Here is a 17,893-nt window from a genome sequence, read left to right as displayed (position 1 = left end):
ATCTTGTATACAAGATACGAACCGGCGGAGGGGCCCGGGAAGGGTCTGCCCAGGCGGTTAACAGGACTGTTACGCCGGAGGAGCGGCAGGCGTCGACGGGGCCGCGGCCGGACGTCGCGGCCGTGCCGCCCGGCCGGGCGGAGGGGGCCCTGCCCGAGGCGTGACCGCGGTCCGCTGGCGTCCGGTGCGTCCCGGCTGCCACAGCGAGGGGTGGGAACGGGACTGGCCCCGTCGGACGGACCGACGGGGCCAGCTCTGCGGGGTGGATGACGGGACTTGAACCCGCGGCCCCCTGGACCACAACCAGGTGCTCTGCCAACTGAGCTACACCCACCACGGTCGCCCGGGCGGGATGCACCCTGGTCGACGGCTGGAACAGTGTAGCCAGATCCCGCCGCCGGGACGAAATCAGCTGTCGCCGGCGTCCTCGGCGGTCTCGACCGGGGCGGCCACCACGAGGCCGGTCAGCGAGCCGGCGTGGCGGGCCGCGACCTCCTTGCAGGTGGCGGTGTCGGGCCCGGGCGGGGCGACGAGCAGGGTCTCGCGGTAGTAGCGCATCTCCTCGATCGACTCCTGGATGTCGGCCAGCGCCCGGTGGTTACCGCCCTTGGCCGGGCCGTGGTAGTAGATCTTGGGGAACCAGCGGCGGGCCAGCTCCTTGAACGAGGAGACGTCGACGTTGCGGTAGTGCACGTGGGCCTCGAGACGGGGCATCTGCCGCAGCAGGAAGGCCCGGTCGGTGCCGATGCTGTTGCCGGCCAGCGGGGCCTTGCGCGGCTCGGGGACGAACTGGCGGACGTGGTCGAGCACGAGCTGCTCGGCCTCGGCCAGCTCCAGGCCGTGCTCGAGCTCGGCCAGCAGACCGGAGCCGGTGTGCATCTCGCGGACGAAGTCGCCCATCTGCTCCAGGGCGGCGGCCGGGGGCCTGATCACCACGTCGATGCCCTCGCCGAGCACGTTGAGCTCGCCGTCGGTGACCAGCGCGGCCACCTCCACCAGGGCGTCGGACTCCAGGTCGAGGCCGGTCATCTCGCAGTCGATCCACACCAGGTTGCCGCTCACCGGACCCACTCTAGGTCCCGGGGCGACGGCGCCCGGCCGTTCCCCGGGAGCCGGGGGCGTGCCCGGGGAGCAGCGGCCCCGGTGGGCCGGCGCAGGCACTCAGGTCCGCGCCCGCCGCGGCAGGGTCAGGATCTCCGCGCCGTCGTCGGTGATGGCGATGGTGTGCTCGCTGTGCGCCGTCCGGCAGCCCGTGGCGCTGCGCAGCGTCCACCCGTCCGGGTCGACGACCAGCTCGTCGGTGTCGGCCATCACCCACGGCTCCAGGGCCAGCAGCAGCCCCGGACGCAGCCGGAACCCGCGGCCGGGACGACCGGCGTTGGGGACGTGCGGGTCCTGGTGCATGGTCGACCCGATGCCGTGTCCGCCGAACTCGGTGTTGACCCGGTACCCCGCCCCGGTCAGCACCGCCCCGATGGCGGCGGAGATGTCGCCGAGGCGGGCTCCGGGGCCGGCGGCGGCGATGCCGGCCTCCAGGGCCCGCTCGGTGGCGCCGATCAGGGCGAGGCTCTCCGGAGGCTGCGAGCCGCCGACCACGAAGCTGATGGCCGCGTCGGCCGCGACCCCGTCGAGCACGACGGCCAGGTCGAGGCTGAGCAGGTCGCCGTCGGCGAGCGCGTAGTCGTGCGGCCGGCCGTGCAGCACGGCGTCGTTCACGCCGGTGCAGATGTGGTGGCCGAACGGGCCGCGGCCGAAGGAGGGGGCGTAGTCGACGTAGCAGGACGTCGCCCCGGCGGCGTCGATGAGCTCACGGGTCCAGCGGTCGATGTCGAGCAGGTTGGTGCCCGGGGTGCTGCGCCCCTTGAGCTCGTGCAGGATGTCGCCGACGAGGGCGCCGGTCTCCCGGGCCCGGGCCAGTCCGGTGGGGCTCTGGATCTCGATCATGCGGCGCCTGCTTCCTCGTCTGCCAATAACTATCCCGGCCATGTTATCCCGTACTACGATCAGGCCATGGTCCGGCTGCCGCTCACCCCCGCCGAGGTCGAACGCGGCCAGCGGCTCGGCGCCCTGCTGCGACGGGCGCGGGGTGAGCGGTCGATGCTCACCACCGCCCTCGACGCCGGCGTCTCGCCCGAGACCCTGCGCAAGATCGAGTCCGGCCGCGTGGCCACCCCGGCGTTCCCCACCGTGGCCGCGGTCGCCGAGGTCCTCGGTCTCTCGCTGGACGCCCTCTGGTCCGAGGTCAACCGCACCGCCGCCGAGCCGGCCCCGCCGGGTGGCGCCGGGGAGCGGCTGGCCTCCTAGGCCGCCTCCTGCCCAGCCGGGTCCGGCCCCGGTCAGGCGTCCCGGGCCCGACGGTCCGCCAGCGGGCTGCCGGGCAACCACCGGGTCAGCCAGCCGACACCGAGCAGGGCGATCACCCCCACCACCACCGAGCCGGCCGCCAGCGAGGCGAGCCCGGTGACGGCGGTGATCAGCAGCGGACCCACGCTGGTGCCGGTGTCGGCCAGCAGCCGCCACGCCGCCAGGAACTGGGCCCGTCCCACCGCCGGGGAGGCGTCGGAGCCCAGCGTCATCACCACCCCCGAGCTGACGCCGTTGCCGAGCCCCATCACCAGGGCCACGGCGCCGATGGTCAGCGCCGAGTCGGTCAGCGGCAGCACGACCATGCCGGCGCCCAGCACAGCCACCGCCGGGACCGCGACCCAGAACCGGCCGTAGCGGTCCATCACCCAGCCGCCGGGGAAGAACATCAGCATGTCCATGGCGCTGGACAGCCCGAAGATGACGCTGGTCGTGGCCGGCGAGACGCCCTGGGACTCCGCCCACAGCGGGATGATCGACTGCCTCGTGGCGCGGGCCATCATGATGAGCAGCACGCCCACCCCCACCGTCGTCAGCACCCGGCGGTGCTCCCACAGCACGGTGCGCAGCCCCACCCGGGGCGGCGGCGCGCCCGTGCCGGTCGGCGGCAGGTCGGGCAGGGCCAGGGTGACCACCGCGGCCAGCAGGCTGGAGGCGGCGGCGAAGACGTAGGCGGCCTGCAGGTCGAAGGCCGAGATCACCGCGGCACCCACCAGCGGCCCGACGAAGAAGCCGATCCGGAAGCAGCCGCCCAGCGTCGACAGGGCGCGGGCGCGGTAGGCGCTGGGGACCGCCACCGTGAAGTAGGACTGCCGGGCCAGCGCCAGCACCGACCCGGCCATGCCGCAGACGAAGACCGCGACGCCGAGCAGCAGCACCGAGGGGGCGACGCAGGCGGTCAGCAGACCGGCCGCCTCCAGCACGCAGGCCAGCACCAGGGCCCGCTTCTCGCCCAGCCGCTCGGCCAGCCACCCGGCCGGCAGGTCGCCGCACAGCTGTCCCAGCCCCAGCAGGGCGACCACCAGGGCCGCCACCCCCACGCTGGCCCCGAGGTCGCGGGCGGTCAGCGCGACGAGCGGGGTGACCGCCCCGATGCCCATCGAGGCCAGCACGGTCGGGCCGTAGGCGCTCAGCAGGAAGAGCGGCGACGGACGCCAGCGGCTCACGACGTCCCGGTCACCGGCGCACGTCCGCGACGCGTCCGGCGGTGACCCGGGCCAGCTGCTGCGGCGTCAGGTCGACGATGGAGTGCGGGGTGCCGGCGGCGGCGTGCACGAGCTCGTAGTCGAACAGCGCCCGGTCGACGACCGTCGGCAGCGGTCGGGGGTGGCCGACCGGGGCGACCCCGCCGATGACCTGACCGGTGGCGAGGCGGACCTCCTCGGGGGTGGCCCGCCGCAGCGGCTCCGCCAGCCCCAGCAGGCCGTCCAGCACCTCGGTCTGCACCCGGTGGCGGCCGCTGGTCATCACCAGCACCGGCTCGGACCCGGCCACGAAGACCAGCGAGTTCGCGATCTGTCCGACCTCGCAGCCCAGCACCCGGGCGGCCTCGGCCGCCGTCCGGGTGGCCTCGGGGAGCACGCGGACCCGGGCCTCCACCCCGGCGGCGGCCAGCGCCGCCACGACCTCGCGGCTGCGTCGGGGCAGGACGTCGGTCATGGCGGCGAGTCTAGGGGTGGGCGGTGCGGTGGACGACGCCCTACGGTGGGGCGATGAGCTCCAACGCAGAGGACGGGGACGCGGCGGCCGGTGCGACGGCGGACGGGCCGCAGGGCGAGGGCGTCCGCAGCGAGGCGGAGATGGAGGAGCTGGTCCGGCTGGCCTCCCGCTGCCTGGACATGGCCCGGAGCGGCGACACCGCGACGCTGGCCGCCTACGTCGACGCCGGTGTGCCGGTCGACCTCACCGACGGCGACGGCAGCAGCCTGCTGCTGCTCGCCGGCGCCGCCGGGCACGCCGACACCGTGGTGGCCCTGGCCGAGCGCGGTGCCGACGTGGACCGCCTGGACGACCGCGGGCTCTCTCCGCTGGCCGCGGCGGTGCTGCAGGGCCGGCAGGAGGTGGTGGCCGTGCTGCTGCTGCGCGGGGCCGATCCCGACCGGGGCACCCCGACCGCGCGCGAGGCGGCCGAGGTCTCCGGCCACCAGGACCTGCTGCAGGGGGTGCGTCGTGACGGCTGAACCGCCGGTCGTGCCGGTCGCGGGGGAGGGCATCAGGCTCGGGCAGTTCCTCAAGCTCGCCGACCTCATCGACTCCGGCTCCGAGGCCAAGGCCGTGGTCGCCGAGGGGTTCGTGCTGGTCAACGGCGAGATCGAGACCCGTCGCGGCCGCCAGCTGGTGGCCGGGGACCTGGTCGAGCTGACCGGGGTCGGTCCGCAGCGCCGGGCGGCCCGCGTCGGCTGAGCCCAGCTGTGCCAGAGTGCGGGCCATGGAACCCAAGGGATACGTGCTGGTCCGCCGCAAGGTGGTCGACCCCGAGCTGGCGGCGGAGTACCTCCAGCTGTCCGCCGCCGCGCTGGCCGAGGCGGGAGGCCGCTTCCTCGTCCGCGGCGCGGTCGCGGAGGTGAAGGAGGGCGACCCCGACCCGGAGGGTGCGGCCTGGGTGGTCATCGAGTTCGACACCGTGCAGGCCGCCCGCGACTACTACGACTCCGCGGCCTACGCCCGTCCCCGCGAGCTGGCCGCCGAGGCCTTCGAGCGCAGCTACCTGGTGGTGGAGGGCGTTCCCGTATCCTGACCCCCGGGCCGGGCGGCCGACCGCCCGGGCCGAGCCCTCGTAGCTCAGTGGATCAGAGCAGGAGCCTTCTAATCTCTTGGTCGCAGGTTCGAATCCTGCCGGGGGCGCCAGCCGCATCGGTTCCGGATCCCGACGTGTTCTGCCCGGATCTCCGGCAGAACCGCGAGCCCCCCTTCACCGTTATGTCATCGTTATGTAACGTGTCGAGTCGGCCGTTGCCGCTTCGGGGTGACGCTGCGTGGGTCCTGCCCCCGATCGGGGGATGGGGGGCAGGACCCTCCCCGCGACCCGGTTAGACCCGCCTCTCCTCAACCGCTACCTTGTGCCGCGGGCGCTCCACTCCTATCCCCCGAGGGAGTGGGGCGCCCCCTGCTTCCCGCCGCCCCGGCGTCCCCCGGGCCCGCCTCCGGCTGCTTGTACGCTGGCGCACATGTCGGTGGAGGCCCAGGAACGTCGTGAGCGTCGCCGCTCGGGGATCCCCGTCGTCCGCACCGGCGACCCGGCGAGGCGCGTGCTCACCAACCCGATGGTGTGGCTGACCGTGGCCATGCTGATCCTCTCGCTGCTGTGCGCCGTGGCGCTGTGGTTCCAGGTCGTGCCGGACCAGGAGGTGCCGGGCGGCACGCTGATCGGGCTGGGCACCGACGCCATCCCGAAGGTGTCGCTCTACGCGGCCTACAGCCTGGTGCCGATCTCGCTGCTGTACTTCTGGGCCGACCGGTGGCGTCCGGTGCACCTGTGGACCCGGGTGGCGCTGTGGCTGGCCGCGCTGTGCTGGGGCGGGTTCGTCAGCACGTTCATCTCCGCCCAGGTCAACACCTGGGCCGCCGGCCACCTCGCCATCCAGGGCGACGGCGACCCCGCGTCGGGGGCCCGGGCCGCGGTCTTCGTGGCGCCGTTCGTCGAGGAGTCGACGAAGGCCACGATCCTGTTCTTCATCGCGATCCTGATGCGCTACGGCTGGGTGAACCGGCTCTCCGGCATCGTGCTGGCCGGCCTGTCGGGGGCCGGCTTCGCCTTCACCGAGAACATCCTCTACTACGGCCGCGCCTACCGGTACGCCGCGCAGACCTTCGGCCAGGCGGACCCCGACGAGGTCCTGCAGCAGATCTTCCTGCTCCGGGGCGTGATGACCCCCTTCGCCCACCCGCTGTTCACCATGTGCGCCGGCGTCGGCCTGGCGGTGGCGCTGCGCGCCAAGTCCAAGCTGTTCCGCGTGCTGGCGCCGCTGGTCGGGTTCCTGGCCGCCGCGCTGCTGCACATGATGTTCAACGCCTCCTCCACCCTGGTCCAGGGCACCCCGCTGCTGCTGCTGTGGGGGGTGGCGCTGCTGCTGGTCGGCACCGCGATCGGGTTCATCATCCGCCAGCTGCTGCGCGAGGGCCGCAGCGTCCGGGCCCGGCTGGAGGACTACGTCCGCGCCGGCTGGCTGGAGCCCGACGACGCCCTGGCCGCGAGCCGGCTACGGACCCGGGCCCGTGCCCTGTGGCACGCGCTGTGGCGCGGGCCTCGCACCCTGTGGTCCACGATGGTGTACCAGGTGGCGCTCACCGAGCTCGCCTACCTGCGCGACAGCCTGACCCGCGGGCTGGTCGACGCGGTGGGCACCCGCCGCGAGAACGAGCTGCTGCGCACGGTCGCCGAGCGGCGCCCGCTGGCCGTCGTGCTGCCGCAGGGACGCGCCCCCTACCCGAGCCTGCGTCGTCGCCGTGCCGTGGAGCAGTGGGCACCGCCGGCCTACCCCGGCCCGGCCGGGCTGGGCGGCAGCTGGCCCGCGGTGCCGGCCGGCCGCGGCTCGCAGCCGCTGGGGCAGACCGCGACCCAGTACTCGGAGGTGGACCCGAGCTGGGCCCCGCCCCGCAGCTGAGCGGGACGCCCCTGGCAGGATCGTCGTCACGCACCGGGGTACGCCGGCGCGGGAGCGAGGAGACGTGATGACGGGCACCCTGCCGGCCGCGCTGGTGCAGCTGCGGGACGCCCTGGCCCCCGTGCGGCTGCCGCTGCCGCTGCCCGGCGCGGAGGGGCACCGCCGCACCGCCCGCGAGCTGGCCACGCAGCTGGACGACTACGTGCTGCCCCGGCTGGCCGCCCTGGACGCGCCGCTGCTGGCGGTGGTCGGCGGATCCACCGGCGCCGGCAAGTCGACCCTGGTCAACTCCCTCGTCGGGCGGGTGGTCAGCGCCCCCGGCGTCATCCGCCCCACCACCCGGGCGCCGGTCCTGGTGCACCACCCCGAGGACGCCGGCTGGTTCACCTCCGACCGGATCCTGCCCGGGCTGGCCCGCACCACCGGGACCAGCAGCGGTCCGAGCAGCCTGCGGCTGGTCGCCGAGCCGTCGCTGCCCCGTGGGCTGGCGCTGCTGGACGCCCCCGACATCGACTCCGTGGTGGAGGCGAACCGGCTGCTGGCCGCCCAGCTGCTGGCCGCGGCGGACCTGTGGCTGTTCGCGACCTCCGCCGCCCGCTACGCCGACGCCGTCCCGTGGGACTTCCTGCACTCCGCCGCCCGGCGTGGCGCCGCGGTGGCCGTGGTGCTGGGACGGGTGCCGCCGGCCGCCATGCGTCACGTCCCCGCCCACCTCGGGCAGCTGATGAGCCAGCGCGGGCTGGGCGGCTCCCCGCTGTTCGCCGTGCCCGAGACGACCACCGACGCCGACGGGCTGCTGCCGGACTCCGCCGTGTCGCCGGTGCGGCGCTGGCTGGCCGAGCTGGCCGCCGACGGGCAGCGGCGGGCCGCGGTGGTGCGGCAGACGCTGGCCGGGGCGATCGGGGAGCTGGTGGCCTCGGCGCCGGCGGTGGCCGGGGCGGTCGAGGAGCAGGTGGACACCGTGCTGCAGCTGCGGGCCGAGGCCGACCACGCCTGGTCGGAGGCGGTGCGGTCGGTGTCGGTGCAGTCCGCCGACGGCACGCTGCTGCGCGGGGAGGTGCTGGCCCGCTGGCAGGACTTCGTGGGCACCGGGGAGTTCTTCCGGGCGATGGACCGCCGGATCGGCTGGTTGCGGGACAAGGTGACCGCCGCGCTGACCGGCCGCCCGCAGGCCGCCGACACCGTCAAGGTGGCCGTCGAGTCCGGGCTGGAGGCGCTGCTGCGGGAGGAGGGCGAGGCGGCCGCGGAGCGCGCCGAGGCGTCCTGGCGGGCGCACAGCGTGGGCCGGGTGCTGCTGGAGCGCTCCGGCGCCGACCTGCGCCACCCGTCCCCGGACTTCCCGGCCGCGGTGGCGCGCGCCATCCGCGACTGGCAGGGCGACGTGCTGGAGCTGGTGGCCGACGAGGGCATGCACAAGCGGTCCCGGGCCCGGTTCCTGGCCTTCGGCGTCAACGGCGTGGGGGTGGCGCTGATGATCGTGGTCTTCTCCCAGACCGGCGGTCTGGTGGGTGCGGAGCTGGGGGTGGCCGGCGGCACGGCGCTGCTCGCGCAGCGGGTGCTGGAGGGGGTCTTCGGCGACGACGCCATCCGGCGGCTCTCCCGGCAGGCCAAGACGCTGCTGGACGACCGGGTCGAGGTGGTGATGTCGGCCGAGCTGTCCCGCTACCACCGGGTGCTGGCCGAGCAGCAGGTCGAGCCCGAGCAGGCCCAGCGGATCCGGGCCGCGGTCGAGGCCGTCCACGCGCAGGCTCCCGACGTGCTGGAGCGGCGGGGCCTGGAGTCCGCCCCGCGCAGCGCGCTCGTCGTGCCCCCCGCACCGCGGGACCGGGAGGCGCTGGAGGCCGCACCGGCGCAGCCGGCGGGCGAGGCCGGCGAGGCCGCCGAGGGGCGGTCGTGATGGCGCGCGCCGGAACCGGGGCCCGCACCGCCAAGGGGCTGGCCGGCCGGCTCAGCCAGCTGGCCGAGGGTGCCGAGCTCAGCGAGGGGCGCGTCAGGTCCGAGGTGGTGGGACGGGCCCGGTCGGTGGTCGAGAAGGCCGAGCGCCGGCTCGCCGTCTCGGGTGACTGGACCGTGGTGGCCCTGGCCGGCTCCACCGGTTCGGGCAAGTCGAGCCTGTTCAACGCGCTGGCCGGCCGCGAGCTCGCCACCCCGGGCGTCCGTCGCCCCACCACCTCCGAGGCGATGGCGCTCAGCTGGGGAGACGCCCCCGACGACCTGCTGGACTTCCTGCAGGTCCGCCGCCGCTACACCCTGGCGGCCGAGCCCAGCCGGCAGAACCTGGTGCTGCTCGACCTGCCCGACCACGACTCCACCGAGGTGGCCCACCGGCTGGAGGTCGACCGGCTGGTGCAGCTGGTCGACCTGCTGGTGTGGGTGGTGGACCCGCAGAAGTACGCCGACGCGGTGCTGCACGAGCAGTACCTGCAGCCCATGGCCGAGCACTCCGGGGTCACCGTGGTGGTGCTCAACCAGATCGACCGGCTGCCCCGCGCGGAGGCCGACGCCTGCGTCCGCGACCTCGAGCGGCTGCTGGCCTCCGAGGGGCTCGGCGACGTCCCGGTGCTGGCCGTCTCTGCCGTCACCGGGCTGGGCCTGCCGCACCTGCAGAAGCTGCTGGCCGAGCGGGTGAGGGACAAGACGACCGCCGCGCAGCGGCTGGCGGTGGACGTCCGCGCCGCCGCGCAGGCGCTGCTCGCCGAGACCGGTCCGGGCGGCTCCGGGGTCGGCCCGGCCGACCGGCAGCGGCTGGTGACGGCGCTGTCGGCCGCCGCCGGCGTGCCCGAGGTCGCCTCGGCGGTGGACCGGGCCTGGCGGCAGCGCGGGGCCCTGGCCACCGGGTGGCCGGTGCTCTCCTGGCTGGGCCGCTTCCGCCCGGACCCGCTGCGTCGGCTGCACCTGGACCGGTCCCTCGCCGCGGGCCGGGGCGGCACCGCCGAGGTCGAGCCGGCCCGGGTCGGCCGCACCTCGCTGGCGCCCGTCGCCGGCGCCGGACGGGCCCGCGTCGACGGCGCCCTGCGACAGGTGGCCGAGGCGGCCTCGGCGGGGATGCCGCCGGGCTGGTCGGACCGGGTGCGGGCCGCCAGCCTGGAACGTCGTGCCGACCTGCCCGACCACCTGGACCGCGCCGTGTCCACCACCGACCTGCAGATGGAGCGCCGGCGCCGGTGGTGGTCGGTCGTCCGCGTGCTGCAGTGGCTGCTGCTCGCCGCCGCGCTGGCCGGCGTGCTCTGGCTCGGGCTGGACCTGCTGCTGCTCTACCTGCAGCTGCCGCCGCTGCCGGACGTCCGCTGGTGGCGGCTGCCGGCCCCGACGGTGCTGCTCGGCGGCGGTGTGCTGGCCGGGCTGCTGGTGGCCGGGGCGAGCCGGGTCGGGGTGGTGCTCGGCGCCGGACGGGCCGCCGCGCGGGCCCGCCGCGCCCTGGAGCGGGCGGTCGAGCAGGTGGCCCAGCAGGACGTGCTGGAGCCGCTGGGCCAGGAGCTGGACCGTCACGCCGGGGCCCGCCGGGCGCTGGAGCAGGCGGCCGGCTGACTCCGGGCACGACGCCTCAGGGCCCGTTCAGGCGGGCGCCGGAGCGCTCGCCTGGTCGGCCTCGACCGACAGGATCAGGTCCCGCAAGGTCTCGTCGGGCTCCTCCTCGGCCACCGTCCGCTCGGTGCGGGAGAAGACCGCGGTACCGCGGGTCAGGTCGTGGCCGACCGCGGTCGCCTCCAGCACCTGCCGGTCCTGGCGCTGGCCGTCGGCGTCCACCCACGCCTGCGTCCGCAGCCGGCCCACGACCACCACCGGATCGCCCTTGGCCACCGAGGCGCGGACGTTGTCGGCCAGCGAGCGGTAGCAGGTGACGGTGAGCCAGCTGGTCTCCAGGTCGCCCCACTCGCCGCCGGCACGCCGCGCCCTGGGGGTGCAGGCCAGCCGGAAGCTGGCGGTCGTCTGCCCGGCCCTGGTGACGCGCGTCTCGACCTCGGTGCCGACCCAGCCGGTCATGTTCAGGTGTGCCTCCATGGCAGCGTCCTCCCTCGTGACCGCGGCACCCCGCCGCGGTGGTTGCCCCCACCGTGTGGAGCGGGAGGAGGAGCGCACCCCGGGCAGGGGCGGGCTGTGGACGGCGGACCGGCGGCCCCCGGGGCTGTGGACGACGTCGTGCGGCTGTGTCGTGCCGGCGGTCGCTGGCATACTCGTACGCGGCCCGCGCCCACCCGAGAGCGCACATCCACTCGCAAAGGTTGAAGCACCTCGATGGCTGAGTTCATCTACACCCTGCACAACGTCCGCAAGAAGCTGGGCGAGAAGGTCGTCCTCGACAACGTCACCCAGGCGTTCCTGCCGGGGGCGAAGATCGGCGTCGTCGGCCCCAACGGCGCCGGCAAGTCGACCCTGCTGAAGCTGATGGCCGGGCTGGTGCAGCCCGACAACGGCGACGGCATGCTGGCCAAGGACGCCAGCGTCGGGATCCTGCTGCAGGAGCCGCCGCTGACCGAGGGCAGGACCGTGCTCGAGAACGTCGAGGAGGCGGTCGCCGACATCAAGGACCTGCAGCGGCGGATGGACGAGCTCGGTGTCGCCATGGGCGAGCCCGACGCCGACTTCGACGCCCTGATGGCCGAGATGGGCGACGTCCAGTCCGAGCTCGACCGCCGCAACGCCTGGGACATCGACGCCCAGCTCGAGCAGGCGATGGACGCGCTGCGCTGCCCGCCGCCGGACGCCGTCGTCGACGTCCTCTCCGGAGGTGAGCGCCGCCGGGTCGCGCTGTGCAAGCTGCTGCTGCAGCAGCCCGACCTGCTGCTCCTCGACGAGCCCACCAACCACCTCGACGCCGAGTCGGTGAACTGGCTCGAGGGCCACCTGAAGACCTACCCGGGCGCCGTGCTGGCCGTCACCCACGACCGGTACTTCCTCGACAACGTGGCCGAGTGGATCTGCGAGGTCGACCGCGGCCGGCTGCACGGCTACGAGGGCAACTACTCCAAGTACCTGACCACCAAGCGCGAGCGGCTGCAGGTCGAGGGCAAGAAGGACGCCAAGCGGGCCAAGATCCTGGAGAAGGAGCTGGAGTGGGTCCGCTCCAGCCCCAAGGCCCGCCAGGCCAAGAACCGCGCCCGCCTCGCCCGCTACGAGGAGATGGCCGCGGCCGCCGAGCGCGACCGCAAGATCGACACCTCCGAGATCAACATCCCGCCGGGCCCGCGGCTGGGTACCGACGTGCTGCAGGTCACCGACCTGGTCAAGGGCTTCGGCGACCGGGTGCTGATCGACGGCCTGACCTTCGACCTGCCGCGCTCGGGCATCGTCGGCATCATCGGGCCCAACGGCGTCGGCAAGTCGACGCTGTTCAAGATGATCGTCGGCCAGGAGCAGCCGGACTCGGGCTCGCTCCAGCTCGGCAAGACGGTCTCGATCTCCTACGTCGACCAGGGCCGTGGCGGCCTGGACCCGAAGAAGAACGTCTGGGAGGTCGTCTCCGACGGCCTGGACTACCTCAAGGTCGGCACCTTCGAGATGCCCTCGCGGGCCTACGTGGCCTCCTTCGGCTTCAAGGGCCCCGACCAGCAGAAGCCCACCGGCGTGCTCTCCGGCGGTGAGCGCAACCGGCTGAACCTCGCCCTGACCCTGAAGATGGGCGGGAACCTGCTGCTGCTCGACGAGCCGACCAACGACCTGGACGTCGAGACCCTGCAGGGCCTGGAGGACGCGCTGCTGGAGTTCCCCGGCTGCGCCGTGGTGATCTCCCACGACCGCTGGTTCCTCGACCGGGTGGCCACCCACATCATGGCCTGGGAGGGCGACGAGGAGAACCAGGCCAAGTGGTTCTGGTTCGAGGGCAACTTCGCCGACTACGAGGCCAACAAGGTCGAGCGGCTCGGGCCCGACGCGGCCCGTCCGCACCGGGCCACGCACCGGCGCCTGACCCGCAGCTGAGCATGGCGCAGGTGGTCGTCACCGGTCTCGCCGGCACCCTGGAACCCAGGGTGCCGGCGTTGTCGGAGGCGATCCACGCCGCGGCCCAGGAGGCCTTCGGACTGCCGGCGGAGAAGCGGTTCCACCGCTTCGTCCCGCTGCCCCGGGAGCTGTTCCTGCACCCGCGCGGCGAGGACTACACGATCATCGAGGTGTCGATGTTCACCGGCCGCACCACGCAGGCCAAGAAGGCCTTCGTGGCCGCGGTCTACCGGCGCACCGCCGCGCTCGGGCTGGCCGCCGAGGACGTCGAGATCACCATCACCGAGACGCCCCGGGAGAACTGGGGCATCCGCGGCGTGCCCGGCGACGAGCTGGAACTGGGCTACCGCGTCGACGTGTGACCTAGTCCGGGCGCACCCTCCCGCGCAGGGCCTTGGTGCGACCGCGATGCACCTTCGCCTCGACGCGGCGGCGTCGCGACGCCTTGGACGGCTTGGTCGGCACCCGTCGCGGCGGCGGGGGAGCGCAGGCCTCGCGGATGCGCTCGGCCAGCCGCTCCCGCGCCGCGGCCCGGTTCCGCAGCTGGCTGCGCTGCTCGGAGGCGACGATCCGCACCACGCCCAGCCGGGCGGCCGCACGGGCGGGCAGCACGGCGCTGGCCGGGGCGTCGAAGACCAGCTCGACCCGGGTGTCGGTGGTGTTCACCGACTGCCCGCCCGGTCCAGACGAGCGGCTGAACCGCTCCACCAGCTCACCCTCCGGGACCACCAGGCCGTCCGGGAGGCCGGGGCCGGGGGGCACGAAGAGGTCAGCCACGGCGCCCGGCCCCGTCTGCTGCCTCCCTGGTGCCTGCCTCCCTGCTGCGCACCGGACCACCCTACGAGGCGGGCGGCACCGCCGAGCCGCGACCGTGGTGGCTCACCGACGTCCGCGACGGGTGAGCGCGGTGCCGACCTCGCGGGGCCGGGACGCCGGCGCCTGCACCGTCGGGTCCGGACGCCGCCGGGCCCGGGTCGGAGGCTGCTGCCGGGCGGGCTGCGGCGCCCCGCCCGAGGTCGGGGTTTTCCCCGCCGCGGACAGCGCGGCGGCCGCGGCGTGGGGTCCGGCCTGCAGGGCGGTCAGCGCCAGGCTGAGCTCGTCGGCGAGCCGTGGGTCGTCGGCCAGGGCGGCGAACAGGTCCGGGGCGCCCTGCAGCACCGGCCGGGGGTCGCAGCCGCCGGCCAGCACCAGCTCCCGCAGCTCCTCGGCCCGGACGTCGGACACCTCGTAGCGGGAGCCGCTGTGGTCGACGCCGTGCAGGTAGCGCAGCCAGGCGGCCACGGCCAGCACGACGTGGGCCCGGGGCCGGTCCTGCTCCAGCGCCTGCTGCAGGGTCGGGAACACGTAGGACGGCAGCTTGGTGGAGCCACGACGGCACAGCCTGCTCAGCTGGTCGCCGACCCGCGGGTTGGCGAAGCGCCGCAGCAGGGTCTGGCAGTAGGCGTCGAGGTCGATGCCGGGCACCGTCATCGGCAGCACCGCCGACGCCTCCCGCAGGTAGCCGGCGACGAACTGCCGCACCACCGGGTCGGCCATCGCCTCGTGGCTGGTGGTGTAGCCGGCCAGCGCGCCCAGGCAGCCGAGCGCGGAGTGGGCGCCGTTGAGCAGCCGCGCCTTCATGACCTCGTAGGGCAGCACGTCGTCGACGAAGCGGGCGCCCACCGCGTCCAGCGGCGGCCGCCCGGCGCTGAAGGAGTCCTCGATGATCCACTGCGAGAAGGGCTCGGTCACCACCGGCCAGCGGTCCTCGACGTGGTACTCCTCGGCCAGCAGCTCGCGGGTGGTGGCGGTCGTCTCGGGGGTGATCCGGTCGACCATGCTGCTGGGGAAGGCGGCGTGCCGTTCGATCCAGTCCGCCAGTTCGGGGTCGCGCAGCCGCGCCGTCGACACCACCGCCGCCCGCGTGACCGCCCCGTTGCCCTGGATGTTGTCGCAGGAGAGCACCGTGAACGCCGGCAGCCCGGCCCGGCGGCGCAGGTCCAGGGCCTGCACCAGGTAGCCGAAGGCGGTCCCGGGCGTGTCCGGGGTCTCCACGTCGGCCCGCACCGCCGGGTCGGCCGGATCGACCTCCTGGGAGGGGTACGCGGAGCCGGTGATGGTGAGGGTCACCAGCCGGGTGCGCTCGTCGGCCAGGGTCCGCAGCACCTCCGCCGGGTCCTCGGGTGCGAAGAGGTAGCGGGTGAGTGCGCCCACGACCCTCACCCGGTCCTCGGTCTCGTCGCGCACCAGCACGGTGTAGAGGTTGTCCTGCTGGGTGAGCACCTCACCCATCTCGGGGCTGTGCAGACCGACCCCGGTCACGCCCCAGGCGGTCTCCCCGCGGCGGGCGAGGTCGTCGAAGTAGAGCTCCTGGTGGGCGCGGTGGAAGCAGCCCACCCCGATGTGGACCACGGCGGGGACCAGGGCGGCGCGGTCGTAGCAGGGCACCGACACCCTGCCGTCGTCCAGGCCGGCCAGCCGGTCCGCGCAGACCGGCACGGTCGGGACGGGCACGGTCCGGGCGGGCAGCCCCGGGTGGTCGTCGCCGCCGGCGACGCCGGAGGTGGGGATCGTGGTGGTCACGAGGGTCTCCTCGGAGGTCAGGCGGCCGGCCCGGCGGGAGGCGCCGGTCGGCGCGCACGGCCGGGTCGAAGCCGCTGTTTGACCTCGAGGTGCTGTGTCCCTACCCGGTCCGGCAGGGGCCAACCGGACCCCGGTCGCCGGTTTGGGCGGCGCCGTCCGGGCTAAGTCGGCGCTGTGACCCTGACGAGCGACCCCGCGCGTGCCGGCCGGACCCCGGCGCCGCTGGTCGCGCCCGGAGGCGTCGACCGGCCGTCCCCGGCGGCCCGGGACGTCCCCGCCGCCGGCCGGGCCGCCCCGCCCGCGGGTGGGCGGACGATGGCCGGCTACCTGCTGGTGCCGCGGCCCGGGGACGCCTTCAAGGCGCTGCTCATCCCCTGCGCCTTCCTGCTCGGGGTGCTGGGTGCCGGCGGTACCGACCCCCGGACGGTGCTGCGCGCCGCCGTCGTGCTGCTCGCGGTGGAGCTGCTGATCTACCCGGCCCGCTACCAGTGGAACGACGTGCGCGGCTTCGCAGCCGACCAGCGTCACCCCTCGGCGAAGGACCGCGGCCGGCTGCCGGGGCCCCTCGAGCGCGGCCGGGAGCACATCCTGGCCAGCTGCGCCGTCGCCGCCGCACGGCTGGCGCTGGTGGCAGGCCTGGTCCTCGCGCTGCCGCAGCTGCACCTGGGCCCGCTGCTGGCCCTCGCCGCCGTGGCGGTGTTCGGCGTGGCGGCGGTCTACGAGTGGCTCCGCTCGGCGGGCACCGGGCGCAGCGAGCAGGTGCCCGCGCCGCTGCGTCCCGCCGTCGTGGCGATCTGGCTGGCCGTGGGAGCGGGGTACGCCGTGCGCGGGCTGATCGGCCTGGGTCTGGCCCTCGGCCTCGCGGACCGCCCCGTCCTGGCCGTCGCCGCGACCGTCGCGCTGTGGGCGTACGGGATCGGCTTCGTCACCAGCCGCTGGGCGGTCGAGGCCACCGCCTTCTGCGTCCTGCGCGGTGGTGAGCCGGTGTGGACGGTGCAGGCCCAGCACGCCCGCGAGCACCTGACGGCGCTCGTCCGCTGGCTGCCCGCCCGCGCCGAGCACGTGGCCGACGGCACGCCGGGTGCGGACTGGGCGCCGTTGCGCGGCCGGACCTCGCCGCTGGCGCCGTGGAACCTGGCCTTCGTCGTGGCCGGCGGAGCGGCCGCCCTGACCGGGTGGGAGTTCTCACCGCCCGGTGCCGCGTGGCCGCCGGCCGCGGCCGTGGCCGTGGGCGGCGCCCTGCTCACCCTCGCGGTGGTGGTGGCGCCCCCGCGCGCACGCCGGGTCGTCACGGGTGCCGGCGCCCTGCTCCTGCTGGTCGGAGTGGTGCTGCTGGGATCGGCGACGCCGTCGGCCGCGTCGGTGGTCGCCGTGCTCCCGTGGCTGGTCGTGATGCTCGCCTACGTCACCGCCACCCGGAACTCGCTCAGCACCATGGGCTCCTGGGCACGGCCGCTCACCCGCCCGGTCGGTGCCGCGCTGGGCGCGCTCGCGCGCTGGGTCGTCGGCTCCTCGGCCTGGGAGCTGGTGCACCCGCCGGCGCCCGTGGCCGGCGACGCCCCCGACGCGGGACCTCGTGGACCCCGCTGAGCTGTCGGCGGTGGCGGTGGCCGCCGCCCGGGCGGGCGCGGCCGTCGCCATGGACTGGCGGCGCCGGGCCGGCTCGCTGCAGGTGCGGCACAAGGCGGGTCCGTCCGACCTGGTCAGCCAGGCCGACACCGACACCGAGGAGACCATCCGCTCGGTGATCCTCGGGCGCCGCCCCCACGACGGGATCCTCGGCGAGGAGGGCGGCAGCGTGGCCGGGACGGGCGAGGTGACGTGGGTCGTCGACCCCGTCGACGGCACCACCAACTACGTCTACGGCCGACCCGACTGGGCGGTGAGCGTCGCCGCCGTGAGGGCCGACGACCAGGCCCTGCTGGCCGGCGCGGTGGCCGAACCGGCGGTCGGACGGCTCAGCTGGGCCCACCTCGGCGGCGGCGCCTGGGCCGACGGCGAGCGGCTCCACGTCCCCGACCGGACGGACCTGGCGCACACCCTGGTGGAGGTCAACTGGGGCCGCGGTCGGCAGAAGGACGACGCGGCCCAGATGGTCGCCGCGCTGCTGCCCCGGGTCCGCGACGTGCGTCGTGGCGGCAGCGCGGCCGCGGCCCTGGCCCAGCTGGCCACCGGCCGCGCGGACGCGGTGTGGACCCCCGGGCTCTCGCCGTGGGACTGCGCCGCCGGGGCGCTGCTGGTGCACGAGGCCGGCGGCACGGTGGGCGACCTGGACGGTCCGTGCCCGGGCCGCTTCCCCGCCAGCGGGGACGTCCTCGCGGCGCCGCCGGCCCTGTGGGGACCGCTGCGCGAGCTGCTCCTCCCCGTCTACACCGCCCGCCGGGCGGAGGCGACCGGGTCGCGCCCGCCTGCCTAGAGTGGCC

The 17,893-nt window shown here is 75.3% G+C and carries 18 protein-coding genes and 2 tRNA genes; 12 read left to right on the top strand and 8 right to left on the bottom strand.

Annotated features, from left to right (window positions below):
- Positions 1–261 precede the first annotated feature (261 nt).
- The 3 genes from GC722_RS17010 to map all read right to left on the bottom strand — a co-directional run bounded on the left by GC722_RS17010 (position 262) and on the right by map (position 1,944).
- A tRNA-His gene (locus GC722_RS17010) sits at positions 262–334 on the bottom strand.
- Positions 335–408: 74 nt separating this feature from the next.
- Positions 409–1,062 (bottom strand): oligoribonuclease, encoded by a 654-nt coding sequence (gene orn / locus GC722_RS17005; protein WP_331715005.1) that lies wholly within the window; start codon positions 1,060–1,062, stop codon positions 409–411.
- A gap of 99 nt (positions 1,063–1,161) precedes the next feature.
- Positions 1,162–1,944, bottom strand: coding sequence for a type I methionyl aminopeptidase (gene map, locus GC722_RS17000; RefSeq protein WP_156611926.1), 783 nt, complete (start codon positions 1,942–1,944; stop codon positions 1,162–1,164).
- Between the two features lie 66 nt (positions 1,945–2,010).
- Between map and GC722_RS16995 the strand changes: the two genes are divergently transcribed.
- Complete coding sequence (locus GC722_RS16995) at positions 2,011–2,304, top strand: helix-turn-helix domain-containing protein (RefSeq protein ID WP_156611925.1); 294 nt, start codon at positions 2,011–2,013, stop codon at positions 2,302–2,304.
- 32 nt (positions 2,305–2,336) lie between these two features.
- Here GC722_RS16995 and GC722_RS16990 read toward each other — a convergent pair whose 3' ends face one another.
- A complete protein-coding gene (locus GC722_RS16990; RefSeq protein ID WP_156612177.1) occupies positions 2,337–3,464 on the bottom strand; it encodes an MFS transporter in 1,128 nt (375 codons plus the stop codon).
- Positions 3,465–3,540: 76 nt separating this feature from the next.
- The gene (locus GC722_RS16985) at positions 3,541–4,023 is read right to left on the bottom strand and encodes a YbaK/EbsC family protein (RefSeq protein ID WP_156611924.1); all 483 of its coding nucleotides are present in this window, start codon (positions 4,021–4,023) and stop codon (positions 3,541–3,543) included.
- Positions 4,024–4,076: 53 nt separating this feature from the next.
- Here GC722_RS16985 and GC722_RS16980 point away from each other — a divergent pair, with 53 nt between their 5' ends.
- The 7 genes from GC722_RS16980 (at position 4,077) to GC722_RS19055 (ending at position 10,496) form a co-directional block, all read left to right on the top strand.
- Positions 4,077–4,544, top strand: a complete 468-nt coding sequence (locus tag GC722_RS16980) for an ankyrin repeat domain-containing protein (RefSeq protein WP_231747897.1) — start codon at positions 4,077–4,079, stop codon at positions 4,542–4,544.
- On the top strand, positions 4,534–4,767 hold the full coding sequence (locus GC722_RS16975; RefSeq protein WP_331715003.1) for an RNA-binding S4 domain-containing protein: 234 nt from the start codon (positions 4,534–4,536) through the stop codon (positions 4,765–4,767). The genes GC722_RS16980 and GC722_RS16975 overlap by 11 nt, the downstream gene beginning before the upstream one ends.
- Positions 4,768–4,792: 25 nt before the next feature.
- Entirely contained in the window at positions 4,793–5,101 is a 309-nt protein-coding gene (locus GC722_RS16970; protein WP_156611923.1) for a DUF1330 domain-containing protein, read from the top strand.
- A 33-nt stretch (positions 5,102–5,134) separates the two neighbouring features.
- Positions 5,135–5,211: transfer RNA gene (locus tag GC722_RS16965), tRNA-Arg, on the top strand.
- A gap of 320 nt (positions 5,212–5,531) precedes the next feature.
- Positions 5,532–6,968 carry a PrsW family intramembrane metalloprotease gene (locus GC722_RS16960; protein WP_197430243.1) on the top strand — a complete coding sequence of 479 codons (1,437 nt, stop codon included), beginning with the start codon at positions 5,532–5,534 and terminating at the stop codon, positions 6,966–6,968.
- A gap of 67 nt (positions 6,969–7,035) precedes the next feature.
- Entirely contained in the window at positions 7,036–8,865 is a 1,830-nt protein-coding gene (locus GC722_RS16955; RefSeq protein WP_156611921.1) for a GTPase domain-containing protein, read from the top strand.
- Positions 8,865–10,496 carry a GTP-binding protein gene (locus tag GC722_RS19055; protein ID WP_156611920.1) on the top strand — a complete coding sequence of 544 codons (1,632 nt, stop codon included), beginning with the start codon at positions 8,865–8,867 and terminating at the stop codon, positions 10,494–10,496. Before GC722_RS16955 ends, GC722_RS19055 begins: the two co-directional genes overlap by 1 nt.
- Positions 10,497–10,523: 27 nt before the next feature.
- Here GC722_RS19055 and GC722_RS16945 read toward each other — a convergent pair whose 3' ends face one another.
- On the bottom strand, positions 10,524–10,970 hold the full coding sequence (locus GC722_RS16945; protein WP_197430242.1) for a single-stranded DNA-binding protein: 447 nt from the start codon (positions 10,968–10,970) through the stop codon (positions 10,524–10,526).
- A gap of 234 nt (positions 10,971–11,204) precedes the next feature.
- On the opposite strand from GC722_RS16945, the gene ettA reads away from it, so the two are divergent.
- Positions 11,205–12,887, top strand: a complete 1,683-nt coding sequence (gene ettA, locus GC722_RS16940; RefSeq protein ID WP_156611918.1) for an energy-dependent translational throttle protein EttA — start codon at positions 11,205–11,207, stop codon at positions 12,885–12,887.
- 11 nt (positions 12,888–12,898) lie between these two features.
- A complete protein-coding gene (locus tag GC722_RS16935) occupies positions 12,899–13,270 on the top strand; it encodes a tautomerase family protein (protein ID WP_331715002.1) in 372 nt (123 codons plus the stop codon).
- Between the two features lies 1 nt (position 13,271).
- Here the strand turns inward: GC722_RS16935 and arfB are convergent, their stop codons facing one another.
- Complete coding sequence (arfB, locus tag GC722_RS16930) at positions 13,272–13,685, bottom strand: alternative ribosome rescue aminoacyl-tRNA hydrolase ArfB (RefSeq protein ID WP_331715001.1); 414 nt, start codon at positions 13,683–13,685, stop codon at positions 13,272–13,274.
- A 102-nt stretch (positions 13,686–13,787) separates the two neighbouring features.
- Positions 13,788–15,470, bottom strand: coding sequence for a mannitol dehydrogenase family protein (locus tag GC722_RS16925; RefSeq protein WP_156611916.1), 1,683 nt, complete (start codon positions 15,468–15,470; stop codon positions 13,788–13,790).
- A 174-nt stretch (positions 15,471–15,644) separates the two neighbouring features.
- Between GC722_RS16925 and GC722_RS16920 the strand changes: the two genes are divergently transcribed.
- On the top strand, positions 15,645–17,060 hold the full coding sequence (locus GC722_RS16920) for a hypothetical protein (RefSeq protein WP_156611915.1): 1,416 nt from the start codon (positions 15,645–15,647) through the stop codon (positions 17,058–17,060).
- Positions 17,047–17,886 carry an inositol monophosphatase family protein gene (locus tag GC722_RS16915; protein ID WP_156611914.1) on the top strand — a complete coding sequence of 280 codons (840 nt, stop codon included), beginning with the start codon at positions 17,047–17,049 and terminating at the stop codon, positions 17,884–17,886. Before GC722_RS16920 ends, GC722_RS16915 begins: the two co-directional genes overlap by 14 nt.
- The last annotated feature ends 7 nt before the right edge of the window (positions 17,887–17,893 follow it).

This window comes from Auraticoccus cholistanensis (assembly GCF_009742705.1).
GTDB classification, from domain to species: Bacteria; Actinomycetota; Actinomycetes; order Propionibacteriales; family Propionibacteriaceae; genus Auraticoccus; species Auraticoccus cholistanensis.
This window is presented reverse-complemented; position numbering and strand designations above follow the sequence as displayed.

What these genes read in the sequence shown, in the direction of transcription:
- map (WP_156611926.1), bottom strand. Translation starts at nt 1,944, where the DNA reads ATGATCGAGATCCAGAGCCCCACCGGACTGGCCCGGGCCCGGGAGACC.
- GC722_RS16995 (WP_156611925.1), top strand. Translation starts at nt 2,011, where the DNA reads ATGGTCCGGCTGCCGCTCACCCCCGCCGAGGTCGAACGCGGCCAGCGG.
- GC722_RS16990 (WP_156612177.1), bottom strand. Translation starts at nt 3,464, where the DNA reads ATGGGCATCGGGGCGGTCACCCCGCTCGTCGCGCTGACCGCCCGCGAC.
- GC722_RS16985 (WP_156611924.1), bottom strand. Translation starts at nt 4,023, where the DNA reads ATGACCGACGTCCTGCCCCGACGCAGCCGCGAGGTCGTGGCGGCGCTG.
- GC722_RS16980 (WP_231747897.1), top strand. Translation starts at nt 4,077, where the DNA reads ATGAGCTCCAACGCAGAGGACGGGGACGCGGCGGCCGGTGCGACGGCG.
- GC722_RS16970 (WP_156611923.1), top strand. Translation starts at nt 4,793, where the DNA reads ATGGAACCCAAGGGATACGTGCTGGTCCGCCGCAAGGTGGTCGACCCC.
- GC722_RS16960 (WP_197430243.1), top strand. Translation starts at nt 5,532, where the DNA reads ATGTCGGTGGAGGCCCAGGAACGTCGTGAGCGTCGCCGCTCGGGGATC.
- GC722_RS16955 (WP_156611921.1), top strand. Translation starts at nt 7,036, where the DNA reads ATGACGGGCACCCTGCCGGCCGCGCTGGTGCAGCTGCGGGACGCCCTG.
- GC722_RS19055 (WP_156611920.1), top strand. Translation starts at nt 8,865, where the DNA reads ATGGCGCGCGCCGGAACCGGGGCCCGCACCGCCAAGGGGCTGGCCGGC.
- GC722_RS16945 (WP_197430242.1), bottom strand. Translation starts at nt 10,970, where the DNA reads ATGGAGGCACACCTGAACATGACCGGCTGGGTCGGCACCGAGGTCGAG.
- ettA (WP_156611918.1), top strand. Translation starts at nt 11,205, where the DNA reads ATGGCTGAGTTCATCTACACCCTGCACAACGTCCGCAAGAAGCTGGGC.